The following is a 20,336-nucleotide window of genomic DNA, read 5'->3' on the forward strand; positions in this document are numbered from 1 at the left end:
CTTTCACAGCAGGGTGATGGTTCCCGCGGTTCCGTCGAGGGCGATCCGGTGACCGTTCTCGATCCGGTTCAGCGCGTCGGCTACGCCGAGTACGGCGGGGATGCCGTACTCACGGGCGACGATCGCGGCGTGTGAGAGCGCACCGCCGGTTTCGGTGACGACGCCGGCGGCGATCGTGAACAGCGGCGTCCAGGCCGGATCGGTGTACGGGCAGATCACGATTTCGCCAGGCCGCACGGCTTTGAAGTCCGATGGGCCACGAACGAGACGAGCGGCCCCCATGACCTTTCCGTGTGATCCCGGCGTTCCCGTCAACGCGCGGGCGGGGAAAGGCGATGCGGAAACTCGGAGGGCGGGAAGTGAGGCGGTGATCGGGCGCGCTTGCAGCACCCATATGACGCCGTCCGCGACGGCCCATTCGACGTCCTGTGGGCCGCCCTGAATTTCCGCGATCCGATGCCCGAGCTCCGCCAGGATCGCCGTCGTGGCGTCGTCCAGTGTCCGCGCCTTCTGCTGCTCCGCCGCGACGGCGCTTTCGACGACGCCGCCGTGCTCAGGGGCGAGGTCGATGCGGGTTCGTTTGCTCCCGACCGTGCAGCGGATGGATCCGACTGCCGCGACCTCATAGGTGTCGGGAGTGATGGTTCCGCCCACGACGCCAAGACCAAGACCCCAGGCCGCTTCGATCCGGGTCGGTTCTCCCGGCCGCTGGGGCGTGAACATGACGCCCGAGATCTCGGCCCCGATCACGCGCTGCACGAGAACGCCCATCCCGGGAAAGGACGCCCCGGCGCCGGCCGTCGCCCGACTCCAGTAGTCGTTCACTCTCGCGGCGTTCGCCGACGACCAGCAGGCGGCTATCGCCTCGCACACGCCCGCACTCCCCCGAGCGCCGATCACGCTCTCGTACTGGCCCGCCGCCGACGCGTCCGCCGTGTCCTCGTTCAAGGCCGACGAACGTACGGCCACCACGGGGTCGCCCAGACGCGCGAGCTCCCGCGCGACCGCCGCGCGAAGAGGCCGGGTGACCCGCACGCCGCGCTCGCCGCCATGCGGAACGACGAACCCGTCGGGCACCGGCAGCCCTTCGCGCAGCAGCAGGCCCAGCGTCGCCGCCTTCCCGCCGCAGTTCGTATGAGTCGCGTCGGCGAGTGCCGTGAGCATCGCATCACCCATCAACATTAAATTGACAACATTATGTTGATGCTAACAGGATGGGGCGCATGGAACGCAAGCACGACCTCGACCGTGCCGGCCGCGCCGACCACGCGCAGGCGCAACGGGAACGCGACGCCCGGGAGCGCATCATGGCCATCGGTGCGGATCACCTCGAACCGCGCCCGTGGCGGCCCGCCCCGGCTCCCCCCGCGGCGGCCGACCTGGCGCAGTACGCGCTCTGGCGAGCCGCGGACCTCGGCCCCGACCAGTTGCTGAGCGCGCTCGCGCTGATCCCGGCGGCACGGGCCGAGATCGAGGGCGTGGAGACCGGGCTGCTCTTCGTCGCCCGCAGCGCGGGATTGACCTGGGCGCAGATCGCGGACGCCATGGGTTTCAATTCTCCGCAAGCGTGCCAGCAGTATGTGAACCGGCTCACCGCCCGGCAGGACAAACGAGCATGAGCGACCAGTCAGCGCCGGAACTGCTCGTCCTGCACGCGGTACGACTCGTCGGCTACGCGGACGGCGAAGTGATCGCCGCGCGCGCCGGAACGGGACCGGCCGAAACGCTTCGCCTGTTGCGCGAGGCCGAACGTGCGGGCTGGGTGCAGCACCTCGCCTTCGCGGACCTCGGCGGCTGGTCACTGACCGACACGGGGAAAATCGAGAACGAACGTCAGCTCGCGGCCGAGCGCGAACACGCCGACCCCGAGAATGCGATCGCAGCCGTTTATCGGGCCTTTCTCCCGCTCAACGCGCGATTGGTGCGCGCCGTCACCGACTGGCAGATCAGGCCGACCGACACCGACCAGTTCGCGCCCAACGATCACAGCGACGATGCATGGGACGGGGGCGTACTCGACGAACTGACGGCACTCGGCGCCGAGCTCGCCCCTCTGGCCGATCGCCTCAAAAACGTGCTCCCACGATTCGACGGATACATGGCTCGCTACGCGGCGGCACTGCGCCGAGGCATGCGCGGCGAGCACAACTGGATCGACAAGACCGACGTGGACTCCTGCCACCGGGTCTGGTTCCAGCTCCACGAAGACCTCATCGCCACCCTCGGCATCGACCGTCACGCGGAGAATGCCGGCCCGTAGGCGGGAAGATCACCTGATGCAGAGTGATTTGCGTTAGAGCGCGCTCGAAGTCCTAGCGTCACGTCCATGACGAAACGGACATGGATCATTACCGGCGCGTCCCGCGGCCTCGGACGCGCACTGGCCGAGGCCGCTCTCGCGGCGGGCGGCAACGTCGTGGCCGCGGTACGCACCCCCGGCAGCGTCGCCGACCTGGCGGACGCGCACCCGGGAGCCTTCGCGGTCATCCCCTTCGACGTCCGCGACGTCGCCGCCGCGCCCGCACTCGCGCAGGCCGCGATCGACCGGTTCGGCCAGGTCGACGTGCTGGTCAACAACGCGGGACGGGCCGTGGTCGGAGCGGTCGAGGAGGTCGGCGACGAGCAGTTGCGCGACCTGATGGGCCTGCACCTGTTCGGCCCCGCCGCCCTCGTGCGGGCGGTGCTGCCCGGCATGCGCGCGCGTGGCTCCGGCACCATCGTGCAGATGAGCAGCCAGGGCGGGCGCATGTCCTTCCCCGGCGTGTCGGCCTACTCGGCGTCGAAGTTCGCCCTGGAAGGCTGGTCGGAGGCGCTGGCCGGCGAGGTCGCGCCGTTCGGCGTCCGCGTGATGATCGTCGAGCCGAGCCGGTTCCGCACCGGCTTCAACGGCGCCGGCGTGCTGGAGTTCGCCGAGCCGTCGCAGATCTACCGCCAGGCGCTGGCCGCCGTGCGCGCCGACATGGCCGGCACCGACGGCCGCCAGGAAGGCGACCCGGCGCGGGCGGCGGAGATCATCGTCTCGCTCGTGCACGGCGAGGAGGTGCCGCTGCGGCTGCCGCTCGGACGTGAGGCGGTCGAGCGCATCTCCGGCCTCCACCGGCGCGGCCTGGCCGAGACCACCCGCTGGGCCGAGGTCGCCCGGGCCGCCGACTTCGCCGACGCGCCCGCCTCGGCCCGGCCCGTCTAAGCCGGCGGTCATGGCCACTGAAGACCTGATGACCAAGGTCCTCGACGCGCTCGGCGACGCCCAGCCCACGGCGGAGGCGATCCACGACCTCACCGACCTGGCCGAGGTGCCATCGTCGATGACGATCGCCGAGGTCGCCGACCGGCTCGCCCTCTCGGCGCACACGCTGCGCTACTACGAGCGGGCCGGGCTGGTCACCGTGGCCAGGGACAGCCAGGGTCACCGGGTCTACGACGCCGGCGCGGTGCGACGGCTGGTGTTCCTGACCCGGATGCGGCTGTCGGGGATGTCCATGCGCGAGCTGCAGCACTACATCGAGCTGGTGGACGCGGGCGAACACACGGTGCCCGAGCGGACGGCCATGCTGGCCGAGCACCGCGCCACGATCATCCGACGGTTGCGCGAGCTGACGTTGTCGCTGGTCGCCGTCGACTACAAGATCGCCACGTACGGCGGGGCAGCCGGCTCCGACGTCGAGCGCGGCCCTTCACGCGACGCCGCCGCCTGACCGCCCGTCGCAGGCCGGCGCTGTGCGCCCCAACTACCCGACATCTCGGCTGTTGACGTGGTGGCTCGCATAACGTTAATCTGAATAACGTTATGATTTTTAACGATAGCGTGTTCGGCGATGCCCGAAGTGAGGGGCCCCCCGAGGAGCTGGCGCGCTCGACCGGTTTCCTGCTGTCGTGGGTCGCCGCCCGAGCCGGTGAGCAGTACGAGGAGGTGCTGGCCGAGACAGGGCTCAAGCCGCTTCACCTCGGCGTGCTGACCCAGCTCCAGAACGGCCCGCTGGTTCAGTCGCGGCTCAGCGAGCGGCTGAGTGTGTTCAAGCCCGTGATGGTCACGCTGGTCAACGAGCTGGAGGCCATGGACCTGGCGGAGCGGCGTCCTCACCCGCGCGACCGGCGTGCGGTGGAGGTGCACCTTCTGCCGGCGGGCGTGCGGAAGATTCGGGACGCCGAGCAGGTCAGCGAACGCATCTCGGGCGAGTTCTTCGGCCCGCTGACGCCTGAGGAACGGCAGAGCCTGCACGCGCTGCTCGCCAAGCTCGCCGGCGGCGCGGCCACCAGCAGACGGAAGGAATCCTGATGAACGCCTCGGCCGACGTCCGCTACCGCGAGGCAGGCGCAGCTCGCTCGCGCTTCTGGCCGGTCGGGCTCCTCTTCGTCCTTGTTCCCGTGCTCATCGGGCAGATTCCAGGGGCGCTCGCCTTCACGCTCAACCCCGAACTCGCCACCGATCTCGAGATGGACCGGGTCCCCGTGCCTCCGGGGGTCTTCATCGCGGTCTGGCTCGTGATCAAAGCCGGCATGGGGGCCGCGGCATGGCAGCTCTGGCGCCGGGCACCACGCGGGAGCGACGTCACCGTACCCCTGACCGTGCTGATCGCCGGCTATCTCCAGACCAACCTGTTCTGGCTGGCCGACGGCCTGCGCTCGATCGCCGTCACCGACGCGACCGGCCTCCTGCTCGCCGCCGCCACGGTGGTGGTGTTCTCCCGCTACTCAGCCGCTGCGGCTCGCTGGTTGCTGCCCTGGCTGATCTGGATGCCGATCACGCTGGGCATCAAGATCGCGGCGATCGCCGGCGCCCTATCCCCTTGAGCGATAAGGCCGCAGTACCCCGTACCGGACTCGAACCGGCGATTTCCCGGGTGAAAGCCGGGCGTCCTGACCGCTGGACCAACGGGGCGAGCCTCCGCTGAGGAGGTGCGTACGTCCGGCGGGATTCGAACCCGCACCGTCCGGTTCCTTAAACCGGTGCCTCTGCCATTGGGCCACGGACGCTTGAAACGTGGACCGACGGGATCTCGAAACCCGAACTCCTGCTTGCAAGGCAGGTGTGATGCCTTTTCACCATCAGCCCTTGATTTCCGCTGTGCAATTGTTCAGCCGCGAGGTGCGGATAAAGGAAAGGCCGCCTGGTGCGTCACCTGGCGGCCTCCGGAGGAATCCTCTACGGATTATCCGGGGGCCCGCCCGGCGAGCGCGGCGCGACGCTGACGACGGCGTCGTTCGCGCTCGTACTCGATGGCTGCGATCAGCATGACTGGCCTTTCCCGACGTGTTCCGATGGATAAGACGTTAATAGTCGCCGCGGCAGCCGCGCCACTCATTAAAGCAGCCTCTGTCAGCCCGGAGTCGTACGACGGTGCGACCCCGGTCGCAGGCGGAGATCGTCACCTGTGCGGAGGGAAACGGCCGTACGCGTCGCCAGGATGGAGATCGTTCCCACGACCTCCGCCAGGAAGACGCATCTCACCTCATGAACGGTAAACGCGCGGTCATCGCCGCGCTCGTCGCCGCGAGCCTGCTGTCCGCCCAGACGCCGGCCTCCACTTCGGCCCGGTCAACGCACGAAGAGCCCGCCGGGCTGCGGCAGGCGCTCGACGCGACCGTGGCCGCCGGCGCCCCCGGCGTCCTGGCCAGGATCGACGACGAGCACGGCACCTGGATCGGCACCAGCGGCACCGCAGACCTGGACACCCGCGAGCCGATGCCGCGCGAGGCGCGCTTCCGCGTCGCCAGCGTCACCAAGAGCATGGTCGCCACCGTCGTGCTGCAACTCGTGCAGGAGGGCCGGCTGAGCCTGGACGAGCGCATCGGCGAGCGGCTGCCCGGCCGGATCGAGGACGGCGACCTGATCACCGTACGGCAGTTGCTCAACCACACCGGCGGTCTGGCCACCTACGACGAGGCGCCCGAGTTCGCCGACCCCGAGCGATACGGAAAGCGGACCTACACCCCGCAACGGCTCATCGACGAGGCAGAACGGCTCCCCCAGCCGGAACGAGGCCGCTTCTCCTACTCCAACACCGGCTACATCCTGCTCGGACTGCTCGTGGAGCAGGTGACCGGCCACCGGCTGAGCGCCGAACTCGACCGCCGGATCTTCCGCCCGGCCGGCATGACCCGCTCCTACCTGCCCGGGACCGAGCGGGGCATCCGCGGCCCGCACGCCACCGGCTACTACCTGCCCGCGGGCGGCGAGACCGGCGCGCCGCGGCCCGTCACCCGGCTGAACCCGTCCTTCGCCTGGGCCGCGTACGGCGTGGTGTCCGACGCCCGCGACCTGAACCGCTTCTACCAGGCGCTGTTCGGCGGCCGGCTCGTCGGCCCGGCGCTGCTGAAGCAGATGCGCACCGGCGTCGGCACACCCCAGGCCCCGATCTTCCCGCGGTACGGGCTCGGCCTGGAGTCGGTGGGGCTCACCTGCGGCGAACGGTGGGGCGCGACCGGCGCCATCCCCGGCTACCTGACCTTCAGCTTCGCCGAAGCCACCGGCGAGCGCCGGATGACGGTGTCGGTCAACCTGCACCGCGGCGATCCCGGGATCGCGCCCATGCTGCTGGGCGTTCTCGACGCGCTCAACCGCTACTTCTGCGCGGAACCGTACGAGCCGCCGGGCAGGACCAATGCCGCGGCGACAACGGAGGCGGAGACGGCAGGGGCCGCGCCGGGGGTGGGACCGACCGCGTCTCGGGCGGACCCGCCGTCTCCCTTGCTCACCTCCGGGCGATCAGTTGGAGGTGCCGTGGCTGGGCGCCGCGGCGGCTCCTGACTTGCCCAGCCTGCGGACGACGATCTTCTTCTGGTTCCGCTCCTGCCGGTCCTGCCGGACTGGGATGTTGCTCATCGCACTCCTCACCGATCGAGGTCGGGAACGGCAACCGTGAGAGTATGATCTCCAGCCCTTCCGATCAAGAACAGATCTCACAACCGTCCCGCGAGGGGTGCCTGGCGTACACGTGCCCGTCCGGGTCCAGCAGCGTCACCCCGTGGAAATAGCCGGGCGGCACGCTCGACACGCCGGTCACCTGCGCGAGCACGTCGTACGCGACGAGCTGCCCCGACAGCCCGGCCGACGCCCCCGTGACGCCCGGCCACGCGTACCCGCCGCCGGGCTGCGGCGCGATCCCGGCGCGCACGCACTCGAAGCAGGGCCCGCCGGGACCGAAGACGCCCACGCTGACCAGCGGGCCGTGGTACCCGCCGCTCACCCACGGGATCCCGGCCGCCGCGCAGGCGCGGTTCGCCCAGGTCTGGATCCCGTACGGCTCCCGCGGCAGGTCGGCGCAGAGCGCGAGCACGTGGAACCCGCCGATCAGCCGCGCCAGCGTCCCCGGACCGTCCACCGACGCCGTTCCCGCGGTGATCTCGATGTCGGAGTTGACCCGGCGCAGCCGGTCCAGCGCCACCTCCGCCTTGGGCCGGCCCAGGTCGGCCTCGGTGTAGAGGATCTGCCGGTTGAGGTTCGACAGCTCCACGACGTCGGGGTCTACCAGGTGCAGACGGCCGACCCCCGCCGCGGCCAGCGACCAGGCGGCGTGGCTGCCTGTCCCGCCGAGGCCGAGCACCACCACGCGGGCGGCCTTCAGCCGCAGTTGCGGCTCCCAGCCGTGGTCGCGCGGGGTGAGGTCGACCCAGCGGAAGTAGTCCCTGCTGCGGCTGTAACGCTCCTTCTCCCGTTCGCTCAGCTGCTCGCAGGCGCCCGGTCCCGCCTCCTCCACGTGGCCGGAGGCGAGCAGCGTCTCGACGATGTCGCCGGCGTCCTCCCCGGTCAGGACGGGGAAGGCGGCACGCAGCCCGGCGGCGACGTCGGCGGGGGTACGGGTGCCGTCCATGAGCGTCAGCGCGGCCCACGCCCACCCGTCGGCATCGGTGATCTCGGAGGCGATGCCGTACAGGGATCCGCCGAGCCTGATGGTGCCGTCGGCGAGACGGTGCGGCGCGTGCTCGGGCTTGACGCGGGGAAGACGCATCCACCGATGGTCGGGATCCACTCGACCGGACGTCAAGCCGCTTGTCGCCCTGACAGCTCCACCCGAGCCCAGCCCGGCAGGCCGCGGTGGCGATCCGGCCCGGCAGGCCGCCCCGTGACGGCCCGGCCCGGCGGCTATCCGATCCGGTCGAGCAGCGCCGCCTCCTCGCCGGACAGCCGCAGGTCCTTCGCGGCCACGTTCTCAGCCAGGTGGGCGGGGTCGCCGGTGCCCGGGATGGCCAGCACGTGCGGCCCCTGCCGCAGCGTCCAGGCCAGCCGGACCTGCGCCGCCGTCGCGCCGTGGGCGCGCGCGACGGCCAGCACGCTCTCGTGCTCGGGCGCGGTGGCCCCGGCCTCACGCCCGGCGCCGGCGATGGCGAAGAACGGCACGAACGCGATTCCCTGCTCACCGCAGATCCGCAGCATCTCCCGCTGGCCGGCCGGCGCGCCGACGCCGAAGGGATTCTGTACGCACACCACCGGCCCGATGGCCCGCGCCTCGGCCAGCTGGGCGGGGGTGGCGTTGGAGACGCCCAGGTGACGGATCAGACCGGCCTCGCGCAGGCCGGCCAGCGCGCCGAAGTGCTCGGCGATCGAGCCGTCCCGCCGGCTCGGCGGCACCCGCAGGTTGACCACGTCGAGGTGGTCGCGGCCGAGCTCGCGCAGGTTCTCCTCCACCTGGCCGCGCAGCTGCTCGGGCGTCGCCCAGTGCCAGGCGCCGGAGGCGTCCCGCGCCGGCCACACCTTCGTGGCGATGACCAGGTCGTCGGGGTACGGGGCGAGCGCCTGCCTGATCAGCTCGTTCGCGGACAGGCTCGGCGAGAAGTAGAAGGCGGCGGTGTCGATGTGGTCGACCCCGAGCTCGATCGCGCGCCGCAGCACCGCGATCGAACGGTCGCGGTTCCCCGGCGCGCCGGAGCCGAACGCGGCGCGGCCGGTCAGCCGCATCGCGCCGAACCCGATCCGGTTGACGGTGAGGTCGCCGAGCTTGAACGTGTGCATGATCGTCCTTCGCGAGAGATCAGGTCCCGGCCATCGGGTCCGGGCACGAAAAAAGCCTCTCCGGCGGACGCGGGTCCGGGCCGAAGAGGCTCAAGTGAGATGATCATCATAGGAGGTCCGCGGCGGGAAGGTCTCAGCTCAGCAGCATGAGCACCCCGGCGATCAGCACCGCGGCGACGAGCACGGTCACCACGACCAGAGCTTTCACGCCCAGCCGGCGGCGGATGAACTTCGGGTTGTGCGCCATCAGGTCCTCCTCGGTCAGACTCGGTGCCGGATCGCCAGGTAGGCGACTCCGGTCAGGGAGAGGGCGAGCGCCAGGTAGACGGCCGTCTCGGTCCACTGCATGGTCCAGAAGGGCAGGCCGGAGCCGTCGCGCAGGGCCCGGCCCGCGAGCTGGCTCGTCCCCGTGAGGAGCACGGACAGCGGCATGGCGACGCGGGTGTGCCGGGTGACCGCCCCGAGCGCGACGCCGAGCGCCAGCGCGAACAGCGACCTGCCGAAGGGCAGCGGGCCGTGGCTCTCGTAGTACGGCCACGCCATCGGATCACCGCCGGCGTCCGGCAGGGCCCACGTCAGCATCAGGGTGAGGACCGCGGTCGCGGTCAGGGCTCCGGCCGCCGCCACGGCGAGGACGGCCGCCAGCCAGCGCCCTCTCGACAGGCTCTGGGTCCAGGCGAGCTGGTGGGTCCCGGCCTCGAACTCCCGGGCGATCAATGGCGCGCCCCAGATCAGGCAGATGGCGCCGGCCAGGAGTCCCGCCAGCTGGAAGGTACGTCCGCTCAGGTCCGGTTCGAGCCGCTCGATCGTGGCGGCGGCGCCGTACAGGAGGAGGAGCCCGGCGATGGCGGCCGCCTGGGCCCGCTGTCCGCGCCAGGCCACCCACAGCGGCCCGCTCATCGGACCGCCTCCGGGTTGCGCAGATAGTGCAGGACGAGGTCCTCCAGTTCGGCGGCGGGGTGGCCGCTCAGCAGGTCGGCGAAGCTGCCGCACAGCCGGACCCGCCCGGCGCCGAGCAGGATCAGGTGATCGCACACCTCGGCCAGATCGGCCAGGATGTGGGACGACAGCAGCACGGTGGCCTCCAGGTCGCGGACCACGCTCATCACCTGGAGGCGAGCCAGCGGATCGAGCTCGGCCAGCGGCTCGTCCAGCACCACCAGGCCGGCGCGCTTGCCGACGGCCAGCGCGATCGCGACCAGCGTGCGCTGACCGCCGGACAGCCGGTCCACCCGCTCGTGCTGGCCGATGTCGTGGCCGGACAGCAGCGCCCACGCGGCCGCCCGGTCCCAGGCGGGGTTGGCGGCGGCGCCGAAGCGCAGCAGGTCGGCGACGCTCCACCGCCGGTACAGCGGCTTGTCCTGGGCCACGAACGCGACCACGGCCGGCTCCAGCGGCCGGCCGAAGACCTCGACCCGCCCCGTGGTCGGCTTCAGCAGGCCCGACACCAGGTTCAGCAGTGTGGACTTGCCCGCGCCGTTCGGACCGACCAGCGCGACCCTGGCTCCGGCGGGCACCACGATGCCGGCGTCACGGAGCGCCCACCGCTGCCGGTAACGCTTGCCCAGCTCACTGGTCCGCAGCGCGCTCACCACGGCTCATTCCTCACAGTCCGTACTCCTGTCTCGTTCGGGTGCGGGCGCGGTCGCGCCCGCCCGTCACCCGGCACAGTCGGGTACGGAGGCGAAAAGGTTCACGGAGCCGAGCGGATCAGGCGGGCGGCGCCGGCCGGGCGGTCAGTTCGCCAGTGTGAGCGGGTTGACCAGGTCGGCGCGGACCAGCAGACCGGCCATGATCATCATGGCCGGCGCGGCCGCGTACGTCAGCGGCAGCAGGGGGTTGACCGCGTTTCCTCCCGCACGGTCCGAAATTCGATGGGGCGGAATCGGTGGGTTCGTTAGGGTGTCCGGATGTCCACTCAGCGCACCCTCCTGCCGCGCTCGACACCGGCCGCCGCGGGGATGTCCTCCCGTTCGATCACCGCGCTGCTGGACCGGCTCGAAGCGCGAGCCGTCGAGTGTCACTCCCTCATGGTCGTGCACCACGGACACGTCGTCGCCGAAGGCTGGTGGGCGCCGTACTCGGCCGGACGCCCGCACCTGCTCTACTCGCTGACCAAGTCGTTCACCTCGATCGCCGTGGGGCTCGCGATCGCGGACGGGCTGCTCTCGCTGGACGACCGGGTGGTGGACGTACTGCCCGAGCACGTTCCGGCCGATGTCTCGGAGCAGGGACGCCGTCTCACCGTGCACCACCTGCTGTCCATGACGACCGGGCACGTCGAGGACAGCCTCCAGGAGGCCTGGCGGCTCGAACCGTCCGACCTTGTGAAGGGCTTTCTGCGGGTACGGTTCCCGGAGCCGGAGGGGACACGGCACGCCTACGACAACGCGACCACCTTCGTCCTGGCCCGGATGGTGGAACGGGTCACGGGCCGCGGCCTCCCCGAGCTGCTCGACGAGCGCCTCTTCCAGCCGATGGGCGTCGGCCACGCCGAATGGGACCGGGTCGCGAGCGGCGCCGCCTTCGGATTCCACGGCCTGCACCTCACGACCGAAGCCGTCGCCGCCTTCGGTGAGCTGCTGCGGCGCGGAGGTCTCTGGGGCGAGCGGCAGCTCGTCCCCCGCGCCTGGGTGGGGCTGGCGACCAGCCGGCACATCGACTGCCGGCCGTTCGAGGACGGATCGATCGACGCCGACTTCAGCCGCGGTTACGGGTACCAGTTCTGGATGGCGCGGCACGGTTACCACGGTCACGGCGCCTTCGGTCAGCAGTGCGTGGTGGTCCCGTCGCACGATCTGGTGGTCGCCGTGACCGCCCAAGGGGAGGCTCAGGCCGTGCTCGACGCCGTCTGGGAGTGCCTGCTGCCGGGCGTGGGCCAGTCGGACGACGCCGGCGACGACGCGATCCTCGCCGATCGGCTACGGCGGCTGTCCCTCGCGCCGGTGCCCGGCTCGGCCGCCCCTGAACGTTCCGCCAAGGCGAGACTGGACGCCTCCGCCGAGGACTCGGCTCTGCCCGACGGGACCGCGGTGATCGTCGATCCCGTGGACGGCGGCTGGCTCCTGCGCTTCGGATCGCTCCTCACCGTCGAGGCCGGCCACGGCGAGTGGCGGGAGAGCTCGCCGCTCGGCCGCCCTGTCGTCGCGACCGGCGCCTGGCAGGGCGACACGTTCGTCGCCGACCTCTACGTCATCACCACCCCGCACCGGGTCCGGCTGGTGGTCGGCGCGGGGACGGCGACGGCGACGTGGAGCACCGTGCCTCTGACCGGCCCCGACCTGACGCTGCACCTGCGCTCCCCCCTCATGACCCGGCCCGACGTCGCGTAGGCGAGGGGCGGCAGACGTACTCCGCGGCGTCACTCCGGCCGATCCGTCCTGATCCGCCGAGCCTGGTATCTGCCGCCGGAGCCGGGTCGTGGTTAGTCTGCGATCATGTCGTTCGATCACCGCGCGCCTGGCGCGATGGCGCTCGCCGCCGTACTCACCTTGACCACCATCACCTCGCCCGCGTGGGCGCACGAAAGGCCCGCGACCGCCGCGGACCGGGTCTTACGGGTCTACAGCAACAACCTCGAGAACCTGGTGACGAACAACGCCGACGGCTCGTGCACCCGGATCTCCGGCCCCGCTCACCTCACCTCGATGCTCGTCGACGACGAAGGCCGGACGGGCACCTCCGGTGTGCGGGCGCCCGATCTGCTGATCGTGCAGCAGGTACGCGGCACCGGGCAGGCCTCGGCCTACGCCGACCAGCTCTCGGCCAAGGTGGGCTATCCGGCGGGCACGTACAAGGCGATCGTGGCCTGGGACGACCCCGAGCCGTGGGGCAGCACGCACAAGTGCAGCCAGCAGGAGCTCGGTGACCTGAAGAAGAAGCAGACCAACGCGCTCATCTACAACACCCGGACGCTGAGCCTCGCCTCGGGCGACGTCTCGAAGTACTGGAGCGCCGGCTGGCTCAAGCCCGGCACGTCGTACGCCGGCGGCGCCGGGTGCACGCTGTACAAGCCGCCGAACAACGACAGCGGCGCCACCAACGCGCACAAGTGGAAGCGGACGAGCGCCATCGCGGCGAAGTTCACCATCAAGGAGACGGGGACGGCGGTCTTCGCCGCGACCATGCACCTTCCCGAGCAGAACGGCCAGAACGCGTGCGCGGGCGCCGGCACCACGGGCATCGGAAACTCCGGCATCCACGTCGGCGCGGACGCCACCGCCCTGATGAACGCCTCGGCGATCCGCGTGATCGGGATCGACGCCAATCGCACGAACATCGCCGCCACCACGCTCAGCGGCTTCGGGATGACCGGTCACGGCACGAAGGCGACCATGGGCTCCAGGAAGATCGACTACCTCTTCGTCAAGGGCGCCGTGCTGCCCTCGCCGATCGGCCACACGGTGAGCAGCACGAAGTCGAACCATCTGGCCCTGTACGGATTCATCACGTACTGAGTTCGCACGGCCGTTTCCGGGCGTTCAGCGGGCTGCCGCACCGACCTGGAGCGTCAGACGCGTGATCGCCAGGTCCTAGGCTGACTCCATCGGCGATCGCGATGAGGTCGCGGGATCGAAGAGCTGCGGGTTGAAGGTCTCCCGGATGAAGAGGGCCGGCTGAGCGCTGCCGGGGTCGATGATGAGGTACCACCGGCAGGCGGCGGCGCGTCCCGGACTCCACGCGTCCACGCCGAGTCCCAGCGGACGGCGGTGATGCGGCTGGGGCAGCTGCGGTCCCAGCGGCGCGGCGCATGAGCGCAGCAGCCGCTCGGCCCAGGGCAGCCGGCCGAGCGGGGCCAGGACGAGGTTGCGGGAGACGTGCCGGCGCGCGATGCCAAGCGTGGTGCGGCGGACCAGGACGGGAGCGTCAGCGGGCAGGCCGAGGGGTGCGGCCGCCTCAGGGCACGTCCGGCCCACCGCCGCCCGCGACACCTCCAGGGCGCTGACCGTCAGGCGGTCGTTCAGGAGGTGTTCGAGCAGGCAGGTGGTGCTGCCGGGGTGGGAGAGGAGGGCCCGGGTACGGGGGTCGGTGAAGGCCTCGGCGCTGACGGGCAGCGGCGCGATCCGCTGGAGCATGGGGAACCTCTCAGGGGTGAACGTTCAGTAGAGGCTGCCGGGGATGCCGGCGTCGCGGGGACCGAAGGGCCGGCGGTCGAGCCAGGCCCCGGCCCGGGGCAGGACCCGGGCGGCGACGGCGGCGGCGCGCTGCGCGGCCCGGCGGTGCGGGCCGGCGGCGGTCAGGTGCGCCAGCGCCTTGCCCGCGGCCGCGCGGTTACGTTCGGCGGCGGCCCGCCTGACCCGGTCGTAGCCGGCCAGCGCGCCAAGGACCGCATCAGAGCCGTCGGCGCCGAGGACCGTACCAGGGCGGTCAGTGCCGACGGAGGCGCCAGAGCCGTCGCTGCCGAAAGCAGCACGAGGGCGCACGAGGCCGGCTTGGACGACGGAGGCGATGGCGTCGACGGCGGCGGCCGCGTCGGCGATGCCCGAGTTGAGCCCGCGCGCGCCGAACGGCGCGAACAGGTGCGCGGCCTCCCCGGCCAGCAGAACCCGCCCGCTGGTGAAGGTCTCGGCGACCGCCTGGCGGAACAGGTAGTGGGAGGACCAGGTGATCTCGCCCGCGTGACCGGCCGGCAGCAAGGGCCGCAGCCACGCGGACGGGTCGGCGGCGAGCGCCGCGGGATCGTCGTTGGCACGGCATTGCAGGTCCACGCGGTGACCGCCGGCGAAGGGGACGACCAGCACGTTGCGGCCCGCGGCGCGCGGGTGGCGGTAGTGGAAGACCCGTTCGGCGGGCAGCGGCCGGGCGGGATCGTCGGCGACGTCCACGACGACGAACGCGTGGCCACGGGCGTCGCCGTCCATCCGGATGCCCAGCCGGCGCCGTACGGTCGATCCGGCCCCGTCGGCGGCGACCACGAACGCCGCACACCACTGCCTGCCGTCGGTCGCGCGGACCAGGACGGAGTCGTCCAGCAGGGTCACCTCGTCGGCCCGCGCGTGCCAGGCGAACGTGACACCCGCCCGCACGGCCGTCTCGCGCAGCAGCGTTTCCACTCTGGGCTGCGGCAGGCAGACGTACGGCGCGAGCCCCGCGGGCATCGGCGCGTGGCGGCGGTGATGGACCCGTCGTCCGGCCCAGTACGTCGCGCGTCCCGCCCACACCAGCCCTTCCCGCACCATGCGGTCGGCGAGGCCGGGAGCGGCGGCCGCGAGGGTCTGGATCGTCTGCCGGTGCAGGAAGATGGCCCGGCTGCCCGGCTTGGCCGCGCCGGCGGGCAGGTGCTCCACCACGTGGGCGGGCAGACCGCGGGCCCGCGCCAGCAGGGCGGCCGACAACCCCACGGGGCCGGCGCCCACGATGAGCGGTCCGTCGATCACGCCCTGGCCCCCTCGGCGGGGCGTACCCTGCTCAGCGCGGCCCGCGCGGCCGAGGGCATGGCCACCGCGAAGCCTCCGTCGACGGGGATGTCGGCCCCGGTGACGAAGGAGGCCCCCGGTGAGGCCAGCCACGTCACCACCGTCGCGACCTCGTCCGGGCTCGCCCAGCGGCCCAGCGGCACCAGGTCCAGGGCCGTCTCCGAGAGCGCGGGGTCGGTGACGTAGGCCCGGTTGAGCGCGGTGTCGATCCACGCCGGGCTGACCGTGTTCACCCGTACCCCCTGGGGCCCGAGTTCGCCGGCCAGGGCCTCGGTGAGGTGGCGCAGGCCGGCCTTGGCCGCTCCGTAGGCGGCGATCTCGGGCCAGGGCCGGGCCGCCGCGATCGACCCGACGTTCACGATGACGCCCTGGCGCCGTTCGGCCATGCCCGGCGCCAGTCGCCGGACGAAGCGGAAGGCGCTGGTGAGGTTGAGGGTGTGCACCCGTTCCCAGCCGTCGTCGCGCACGTCCAGCAGCGACGCCTGGAAGACGGGCCCGCCCACGTTGTTCACCAGGATGTCGACCGCGCCGAGCCGTTCCTCGACGGTGGCGCACGCGGACTCGATCCTGGCCGCGTCGGTGACGTCGCACTCGACCGCCACGGCCCGGCGGCCGTGCGACCGTACGGCCGCGGCGACCGCCTCCAGGTCCTGGCGGGAGCGTCCGAGCACGGCCACGTCGGCTCCCGCGGCGGCGAACACGCGGGCGACGGCCGCGCCGATGCCTCGCGAGGCCCCGGTGACGAGTGCGGTACGGCCGTGCAGCCCGAATCGGTCATCCAGCGACATACGGCTCCTCAGCGGAGGTGGTCAGGGTCAGGGCACGCTTGTCGACCTTGCCGGTCGCGGTGACCGGCAGGCCGGGGACGAGCACCATCCGGCGCGGCAGCTTGTACGGGGCCAGCAGCGCCCGGCAGTGCCCGACGATCTCATCGAAGGCGGGGGCGGCCCCGTGTCCGGCTACCACCCACGCGCACGGGATCTCGCCCAGAACCGGATCGGGCAGCCCGGCGACGGCGACGTCACGAACCGCAGGATGCCGGCGGATGGCACGTTCCAGCTCGGCGGGGAACACCGAATAGCCGCCGCACAGGACGACGTCCTTGATCCGGTCGAGGATCCGGACGCGCCCGTCGTCGGCGATGACGCCGACGTCCCCGGTCCGCAGCCACCCGTCCGCGCCGATCGCCTCGGCGCCGCGGTCGGGCGCGTTCCAGTAGCCGGGCGTGACGATCGGGCCGTGCACCTGGAGCTCGCCCGGCGTGCCGGGCGGCGCCACGTTCCCGTCCGCCTGCACCCGCAGCCGCACGCCGGGCAGCGCCGTTCCGGCCGTGCCGTGGCGGCCGGCCAGCTCGGGCGCGGCCAGCGTGGCCATGCCGCCCAGCTCCGTCATCCCCCATCCCTCCACGTACGCGGCGCCGGTCCGCTCCTCCCAGGCCATGGCCAGGTCCTCTCCGGCGCTCTGACCGGCGGAAAGGCCGCACCGCAGCGACCGGGGCAGCCACGCGTCCTGCTCCAGCAACAGCCGCCGGTACATCGCGGGCACGCCCGCCACCACGGTGGCCGCGTGCCGGGCCGCCCGCTCCGCCATCGCCGCCGCGTCGAAGCGCTCCAGCAGGATCAGGCCGGCGCCGCTGCGCAGCGCCGCGTTCAAGACGTTCGTCCCGTACGTGTGCGCCAGCGGCAGCGCCGTCACCACCCGATCCTCCGGCCCGAGCCGCAGCCGTCCGGCCAGGTTGGCGCCGCCCGCGCGAACCGCCCGCCGCGTCTGGATCACCCCCTTGGGCGACCCCGTCGTGCCCGAGGTGTAGGCCAGGCAGGCGGCGCCGGCCGGCGCCGCCTGTCCGCGCGATGGGACCGGCCGGCCCCGGGGAACCGCGCCGTCCGGGCAGAGCAGCACCTGGTCCACGCCCGCCAGCGCCTCGGCCCGGGCTGCGGACACGAACAGTGCCCGCAGCCCGCAGTCACGGACCACATGGATGATCTCCGCGACCGCCGACGCCGCGTTGAGCGGCACGCAGCACGCCTGGAGCCGCGCCAGCGCCAGGTACGTCACCACCCACTCCAGGCCGTTGGGCAGGCACAGCCCGACGAGATCGCCTTCGCCGATCCCGCGGGCCGCGAGCCCGGCCGCCCGTTCGGCCGCCAGCGCCGTCAACTCGGCGCGGCTCACCGTGCGATCGCCGCACACCAGCATGAGAGCGCGGTCCCCGCTCCTCGTCCGACCGGCTCGTCAGAGCAGCTCGCCGGCGCCGGTGTAGAACTCGCGCAGGAACGCGGCGAAACCGGCCGTGCTCACCCGGCCGGTCCCGCCACCGTCGAGGTCGTCGAAGAGCTTCACCGTGTACGACAGCGGGAAGCCGGCGGCGCTGTGCAGGCCGAGGAAGTGGTCACGCTCGATGAGGCCGTCGTCGTCCAGGTCGCAGACGGTGGACACCGCCGCCACGTACGCCTCGCCGTACTCGGCGAACCAGATGTCGTCGTGGGAGAACGCGCGATATTCCGCGTAGCTCACCTGCCCGTCCCGGTCCAGGTCGGCGGCCGCGGCCAGCCCGGTCCAGAAGCGCCGGCACCCTTCCGAGAGCGCCTGGGCCGCGGGGGCGCCGGCGGGCACGCCCAGCACGCGGCAGACGCGCGCGGCGTAGAGCTCGAAGTCGGCGGACGTCAGCGTGCCGCTGCCGTTGACGTCGAGGAGTTCGAAGCGCATCCGCAGGCGGTCGGCAGCGGAAAAGGCCATGGGGGTTCTCCATTCGGTTCGTGATCCCTGCGATCACGTGATCGACCGGTCCGCCGCTCCTGCCTCGACGTGGCGTCGGTGGCGGGGTGAGGGAGGGCAACCCGCCGAAGTGGGAGTCGGCAACCCCATAGCTACCCTGAGTGAGAAGCAATAACCCTGTGTAGTTATTCTGATGACACGCCGGGCCGAGACCTGTTTCATGATCTGATGTCTGGAAGCTGGCAAGTACTGGAAATCCGAGGTCGAGCCGATGAACCAGGGCCATCCCGAACAGCTGCCGGCCGAGGTCCTGGACGACGTGGCCGGGGTGGTCGGAGCGGAGGTCACTCCTCTCGGTCGCCTACCCGGAGGCGTCAACGGGGGTGCCATGCGCGTCCAGTTGGCCGGAAGGGCGGATGCGGTGCTCAAAGCAGTGCCCCTGGCCCACCCCCACCACCTGGATGAGACGTTGCGGGCCCAGAGAGTGGTGGAGCACATGCGCAGGCGCGGCTATCCCACCCCGGCCTGGCTCGGAGCGGGGGCCACCGCCACTCATGTATGGCAGCTGATGGACTTCGTCGACGCGGCTCCCGCGCCGGAGCTGACCCCGTCCCTAGTCGAGCAGCTGATGGAGATCATCGAACTCCAGGCCGGCCAAGCCTCGGAGCCCTACGACCACTGGTCGTACGCCTGGCGGGTCGCCACCGGTCAGGATCCGGGCGTCTCCGGGCTGGATGTCAACGAGACGCCGGAGCAGTCGCGTCTCCGCCGGTCCGTGGCCAGCCTCTCGGGGCATTCCTCCGTGGTGTCGGCCTTGGTCGAGCGCCTGCGGCTCGTATGTGCCGACGTCCCACCGCCACGACAGGCACCTGACATGGTGCACGCCGATCTCTCAACTCCCGGCAATGTCCTGGTCCGTGCCGGGGCGGTGGTGGCGGTCGTGGACATCGGGAACGCGGGTAGCGGCACGCGCGCGACCGATCTCATCGCCCTCGTGTGGTACACCTTCCAGAATCCGCTGCTGGACGATGTCCGCAGGCGACTGTGGACGAGAATCCTCGACCTGGTCGGCTGGGAGGGGGCGGCGCTGCTCGCAGCGGCACACACCCTCCTCATGCTCGAGGTCCCCATCCGTCACGAGCGCCACGATGTCGTTCCAGAGGTGGTCAAGCGCGGCCATCGCGCCCTCGAAGAACTGAACGCGCTTCGCTGACCCTACGAAGGCGTTCGCGAGAACTGCCCTACCGTCCGACCTTCAACATCCTGGTGCGAGCCCTGCCTGGGCTGAAGAAGGCCACGACGGGCGGGGCGCCGTGTCGGCTCTGTTCTGGTCCCATCTCAACCTGTACGGCGAGTTCGAGCTCGGCATGAGTGAACAGCTCGGCCTCGGGCCGGCGCCGGGCGCTGAGGACCAACAGTCAGATGGTCCGCTCTGAGCAACGAACGATCTCGGGGGTGCCCCAGGGCTCCGGCGTAGTGTCCTTGGCCAGCCGCCCGAGGATGGCCAGCTCACCCACCAGGCCAAACTCGTACACCACTCCCGTGGACGCAACCCGATGGGAGAATTGATCCATGGGAGCATCAGTTAGGCAGATTCAAGTCACCTTCGACTGCGCATCACCTGAGCGCGTTGCTCGTTTCTGGTGCGAGGTGCTGGGGTACGTCGCGCCGCCGCCACCAGAGGGGTTCGCCAGTTGGGACGACTTCAATCGCACGCTGCCGGCTGAGCAGCGGGATTCATGGTTCGCATGCAGCGATCCCTCGGGCGCGGGTCCGCGGCTGTTCTTCCAGCGCGTTCCCGAAGGCAAGGTCGTCAAGAACCGGCTGCACCTTGACGTGCGGGTCGGCACCGGGCTGGTGGGTGAGGAACGCTTGGCAGCCCTTGAGGCCGAATGCGCGCGGCTGATCCCGCTCGGCGCGGTACGCGTGCGGCTCCTGCCCGCCGATGAAGAAAACGAGTCGTGCCTCGTGATGCAGGACGTCGAGGGCAACGAGTTCTGCCTGGACTGACGAACGTCTGCCTCGCTGAACGTCGAACAGGACAGCGCGCTGTGCCTGATGGCCGGTGACCGGCCGCGCCTCAGCTTCGGGACGACGTTCACGTCGTTGGGCACGGCCGGCACCGGTTCTTCCTCCGCCGGGTCGCGGAAGCGTCAGACCTCTTCCACGCTGCTCGGCTCACGCCGGGACAGATCGATACCGAGCTCTTCCGCCGCGCGGAAGACGTCCTCGTCGGTGTCGCGCATCTCGATGGA

At 71.5% G+C, this 20,336-nt stretch carries 21 protein-coding genes and 3 tRNA genes; 11 read left to right on the top strand and 13 right to left on the bottom strand.

The annotated features are described in order from the left end of the window. Nucleotides 1–3 precede the first annotated feature (3 nt). Nucleotides 4–1,164, bottom strand: a complete 1,161-nt coding sequence (locus tag B0I32_RS17145; RefSeq protein ID WP_106240213.1) for a PEP/pyruvate-binding domain-containing protein — start codon at nt 1,162–1,164, stop codon at nt 4–6. Nucleotides 1,165–1,223: 59 nt separating this feature from the next. Between B0I32_RS17145 and B0I32_RS17150 the strand changes: the two genes are divergently transcribed. From B0I32_RS17150 to B0I32_RS17175, 6 genes are all read left to right on the top strand, one after another. After that, nucleotides 1,224–1,619 (top strand): DNA-binding protein, encoded by a 396-nt coding sequence (locus tag B0I32_RS17150; protein ID WP_106240046.1) that lies wholly within the window; start codon nt 1,224–1,226, stop codon nt 1,617–1,619. Further along, nucleotides 1,616–2,260, top strand: coding sequence for a transcriptional regulator (locus B0I32_RS17155; protein ID WP_106240048.1), 645 nt, complete (start codon nt 1,616–1,618; stop codon nt 2,258–2,260). Before B0I32_RS17150 ends, B0I32_RS17155 begins: the two co-directional genes overlap by 4 nt. Nucleotides 2,261–2,326: 66 nt before the next feature. After that, the gene (locus B0I32_RS17160) at nt 2,327–3,187 is read left to right on the top strand and encodes an SDR family NAD(P)-dependent oxidoreductase (RefSeq protein ID WP_106240050.1); all 861 of its coding nucleotides are present in this window, start codon (nt 2,327–2,329) and stop codon (nt 3,185–3,187) included. Nucleotides 3,188–3,197: 10 nt separating this feature from the next. Further along, complete coding sequence (locus B0I32_RS17165; RefSeq protein ID WP_106240052.1) at nt 3,198–3,695, top strand: MerR family transcriptional regulator; 498 nt, start codon at nt 3,198–3,200, stop codon at nt 3,693–3,695. A 92-nt stretch (nt 3,696–3,787) separates the two neighbouring features. Continuing rightward, a complete protein-coding gene (locus B0I32_RS17170) occupies nt 3,788–4,276 on the top strand; it encodes a MarR family winged helix-turn-helix transcriptional regulator (RefSeq protein WP_106240055.1) in 489 nt (162 codons plus the stop codon). Further along, on the top strand, nt 4,276–4,791 hold the full coding sequence (locus B0I32_RS17175) for a TspO/MBR family protein (RefSeq protein WP_106240057.1): 516 nt from the start codon (nt 4,276–4,278) through the stop codon (nt 4,789–4,791). The genes B0I32_RS17170 and B0I32_RS17175 overlap by 1 nt, the downstream gene beginning before the upstream one ends. Nucleotides 4,792–4,806: 15 nt before the next feature. Here the strand turns inward: B0I32_RS17175 and B0I32_RS17180 are convergent. The 3 genes from B0I32_RS17180 to B0I32_RS17190 all read right to left on the bottom strand — a co-directional run bounded on the left by B0I32_RS17180 (nt 4,807) and on the right by B0I32_RS17190 (nt 5,053). After that, nucleotides 4,807–4,879 (bottom strand) — tRNA-Glu (locus B0I32_RS17180). A 22-nt stretch (nt 4,880–4,901) separates the two neighbouring features. Beyond that, nucleotides 4,902–4,974, bottom strand: a tRNA-Leu gene (locus tag B0I32_RS17185). A gap of 8 nt (nt 4,975–4,982) precedes the next feature. Beyond that, nucleotides 4,983–5,053 (bottom strand) — tRNA-Ala (locus tag B0I32_RS17190). A 399-nt stretch (nt 5,054–5,452) separates the two neighbouring features. Between B0I32_RS17190 and B0I32_RS17195 the strand changes: the two genes are divergently transcribed. Next, entirely contained in the window at nt 5,453–6,748 is a 1,296-nt protein-coding gene (locus B0I32_RS17195; RefSeq protein WP_106240059.1) for a serine hydrolase domain-containing protein, read from the top strand. Between the two features lie 139 nt (nt 6,749–6,887). Here the strand turns inward: B0I32_RS17195 and B0I32_RS17200 are convergent, their stop codons facing one another. The 4 genes from B0I32_RS17200 to B0I32_RS17215 all read right to left on the bottom strand — a co-directional run bounded on the left by B0I32_RS17200 (nt 6,888) and on the right by B0I32_RS17215 (nt 10,542). Next, nucleotides 6,888–7,949 carry a HesA/MoeB/ThiF family protein gene (locus B0I32_RS17200; protein ID WP_106240062.1) on the bottom strand — a complete coding sequence of 354 codons (1,062 nt, stop codon included), beginning with the start codon at nt 7,947–7,949 and terminating at the stop codon, nt 6,888–6,890. 134 nt (nt 7,950–8,083) lie between these two features. Next, nucleotides 8,084–8,950 (bottom strand): oxidoreductase, encoded by an 867-nt coding sequence (locus B0I32_RS17205; RefSeq protein WP_106240063.1) that lies wholly within the window; start codon nt 8,948–8,950, stop codon nt 8,084–8,086. 261 nt (nt 8,951–9,211) lie between these two features. Continuing rightward, nucleotides 9,212–9,850, bottom strand: a complete 639-nt coding sequence (locus B0I32_RS17210; protein ID WP_106240066.1) for an ABC transporter permease subunit — start codon at nt 9,848–9,850, stop codon at nt 9,212–9,214. Next, nucleotides 9,847–10,542, bottom strand: a complete 696-nt coding sequence (locus B0I32_RS17215; RefSeq protein WP_219911851.1) for an ABC transporter ATP-binding protein — start codon at nt 10,540–10,542, stop codon at nt 9,847–9,849. The genes B0I32_RS17210 and B0I32_RS17215 overlap by 4 nt, the downstream gene beginning before the upstream one ends. Before the next feature lie 318 nt (nt 10,543–10,860). Between B0I32_RS17215 and B0I32_RS17220 the strand changes: the two genes are divergently transcribed. Then, nucleotides 10,861–12,282 (top strand): serine hydrolase domain-containing protein, encoded by a 1,422-nt coding sequence (locus B0I32_RS17220; protein WP_181307476.1) that lies wholly within the window; start codon nt 10,861–10,863, stop codon nt 12,280–12,282. Nucleotides 12,283–12,387: 105 nt separating this feature from the next. Then, nucleotides 12,388–13,407: a hypothetical protein gene (locus B0I32_RS17225; protein WP_106240070.1), complete on the top strand. Its 1,020-nt coding sequence runs from the start codon at nt 12,388–12,390 to the stop codon at nt 13,405–13,407. A 75-nt stretch (nt 13,408–13,482) separates the two neighbouring features. Here B0I32_RS17225 and B0I32_RS17230 read toward each other — a convergent pair whose 3' ends face one another. The 5 genes from B0I32_RS17230 to B0I32_RS17250 are packed head-to-tail and all read right to left on the bottom strand — an operon-like array spanning nt 13,483 to nt 18,102. After that, nucleotides 13,483–14,025, bottom strand: coding sequence for a hypothetical protein (locus B0I32_RS17230; protein WP_106240073.1), 543 nt, complete (start codon nt 14,023–14,025; stop codon nt 13,483–13,485). Between the two features lie 24 nt (nt 14,026–14,049). Further along, nucleotides 14,050–15,327 (bottom strand): FAD-dependent monooxygenase, encoded by a 1,278-nt coding sequence (locus B0I32_RS17235; RefSeq protein WP_219911852.1) that lies wholly within the window; start codon nt 15,325–15,327, stop codon nt 14,050–14,052. Continuing rightward, nucleotides 15,324–16,154, bottom strand: a complete 831-nt coding sequence (locus B0I32_RS17240) for an SDR family NAD(P)-dependent oxidoreductase (RefSeq protein ID WP_106240075.1) — start codon at nt 16,152–16,154, stop codon at nt 15,324–15,326. Before B0I32_RS17240 ends, B0I32_RS17235 begins: the two co-directional genes overlap by 4 nt. After that, nucleotides 16,141–17,562, bottom strand: coding sequence for a class I adenylate-forming enzyme family protein (locus B0I32_RS17245; RefSeq protein WP_106240078.1), 1,422 nt, complete (start codon nt 17,560–17,562; stop codon nt 16,141–16,143). Before B0I32_RS17245 ends, B0I32_RS17240 begins: the two co-directional genes overlap by 14 nt. Before the next feature lie 36 nt (nt 17,563–17,598). After that, nucleotides 17,599–18,102 (bottom strand): EF-hand domain-containing protein, encoded by a 504-nt coding sequence (locus B0I32_RS17250; protein ID WP_106240080.1) that lies wholly within the window; start codon nt 18,100–18,102, stop codon nt 17,599–17,601. A gap of 250 nt (nt 18,103–18,352) precedes the next feature. Here B0I32_RS17250 and B0I32_RS17255 point away from each other — a divergent pair, with 250 nt between their 5' ends. Together B0I32_RS17255 and B0I32_RS17260 are read left to right on the top strand one after the other, a co-directional pair. After that, on the top strand, nt 18,353–19,294 hold the full coding sequence (locus B0I32_RS17255; protein ID WP_106240082.1) for a phosphotransferase: 942 nt from the start codon (nt 18,353–18,355) through the stop codon (nt 19,292–19,294). Nucleotides 19,295–19,653: 359 nt separating this feature from the next. Next, complete coding sequence (locus tag B0I32_RS17260; RefSeq protein ID WP_106240084.1) at nt 19,654–20,091, top strand: VOC family protein; 438 nt, start codon at nt 19,654–19,656, stop codon at nt 20,089–20,091. Nucleotides 20,092–20,336 lie beyond the last annotated feature (245 nt).

Source organism: Nonomuraea fuscirosea (assembly GCF_003001935.1).
Classification (GTDB): Bacteria; Actinomycetota; Actinomycetes; order Streptosporangiales; family Streptosporangiaceae; genus Nonomuraea; species Nonomuraea fuscirosea.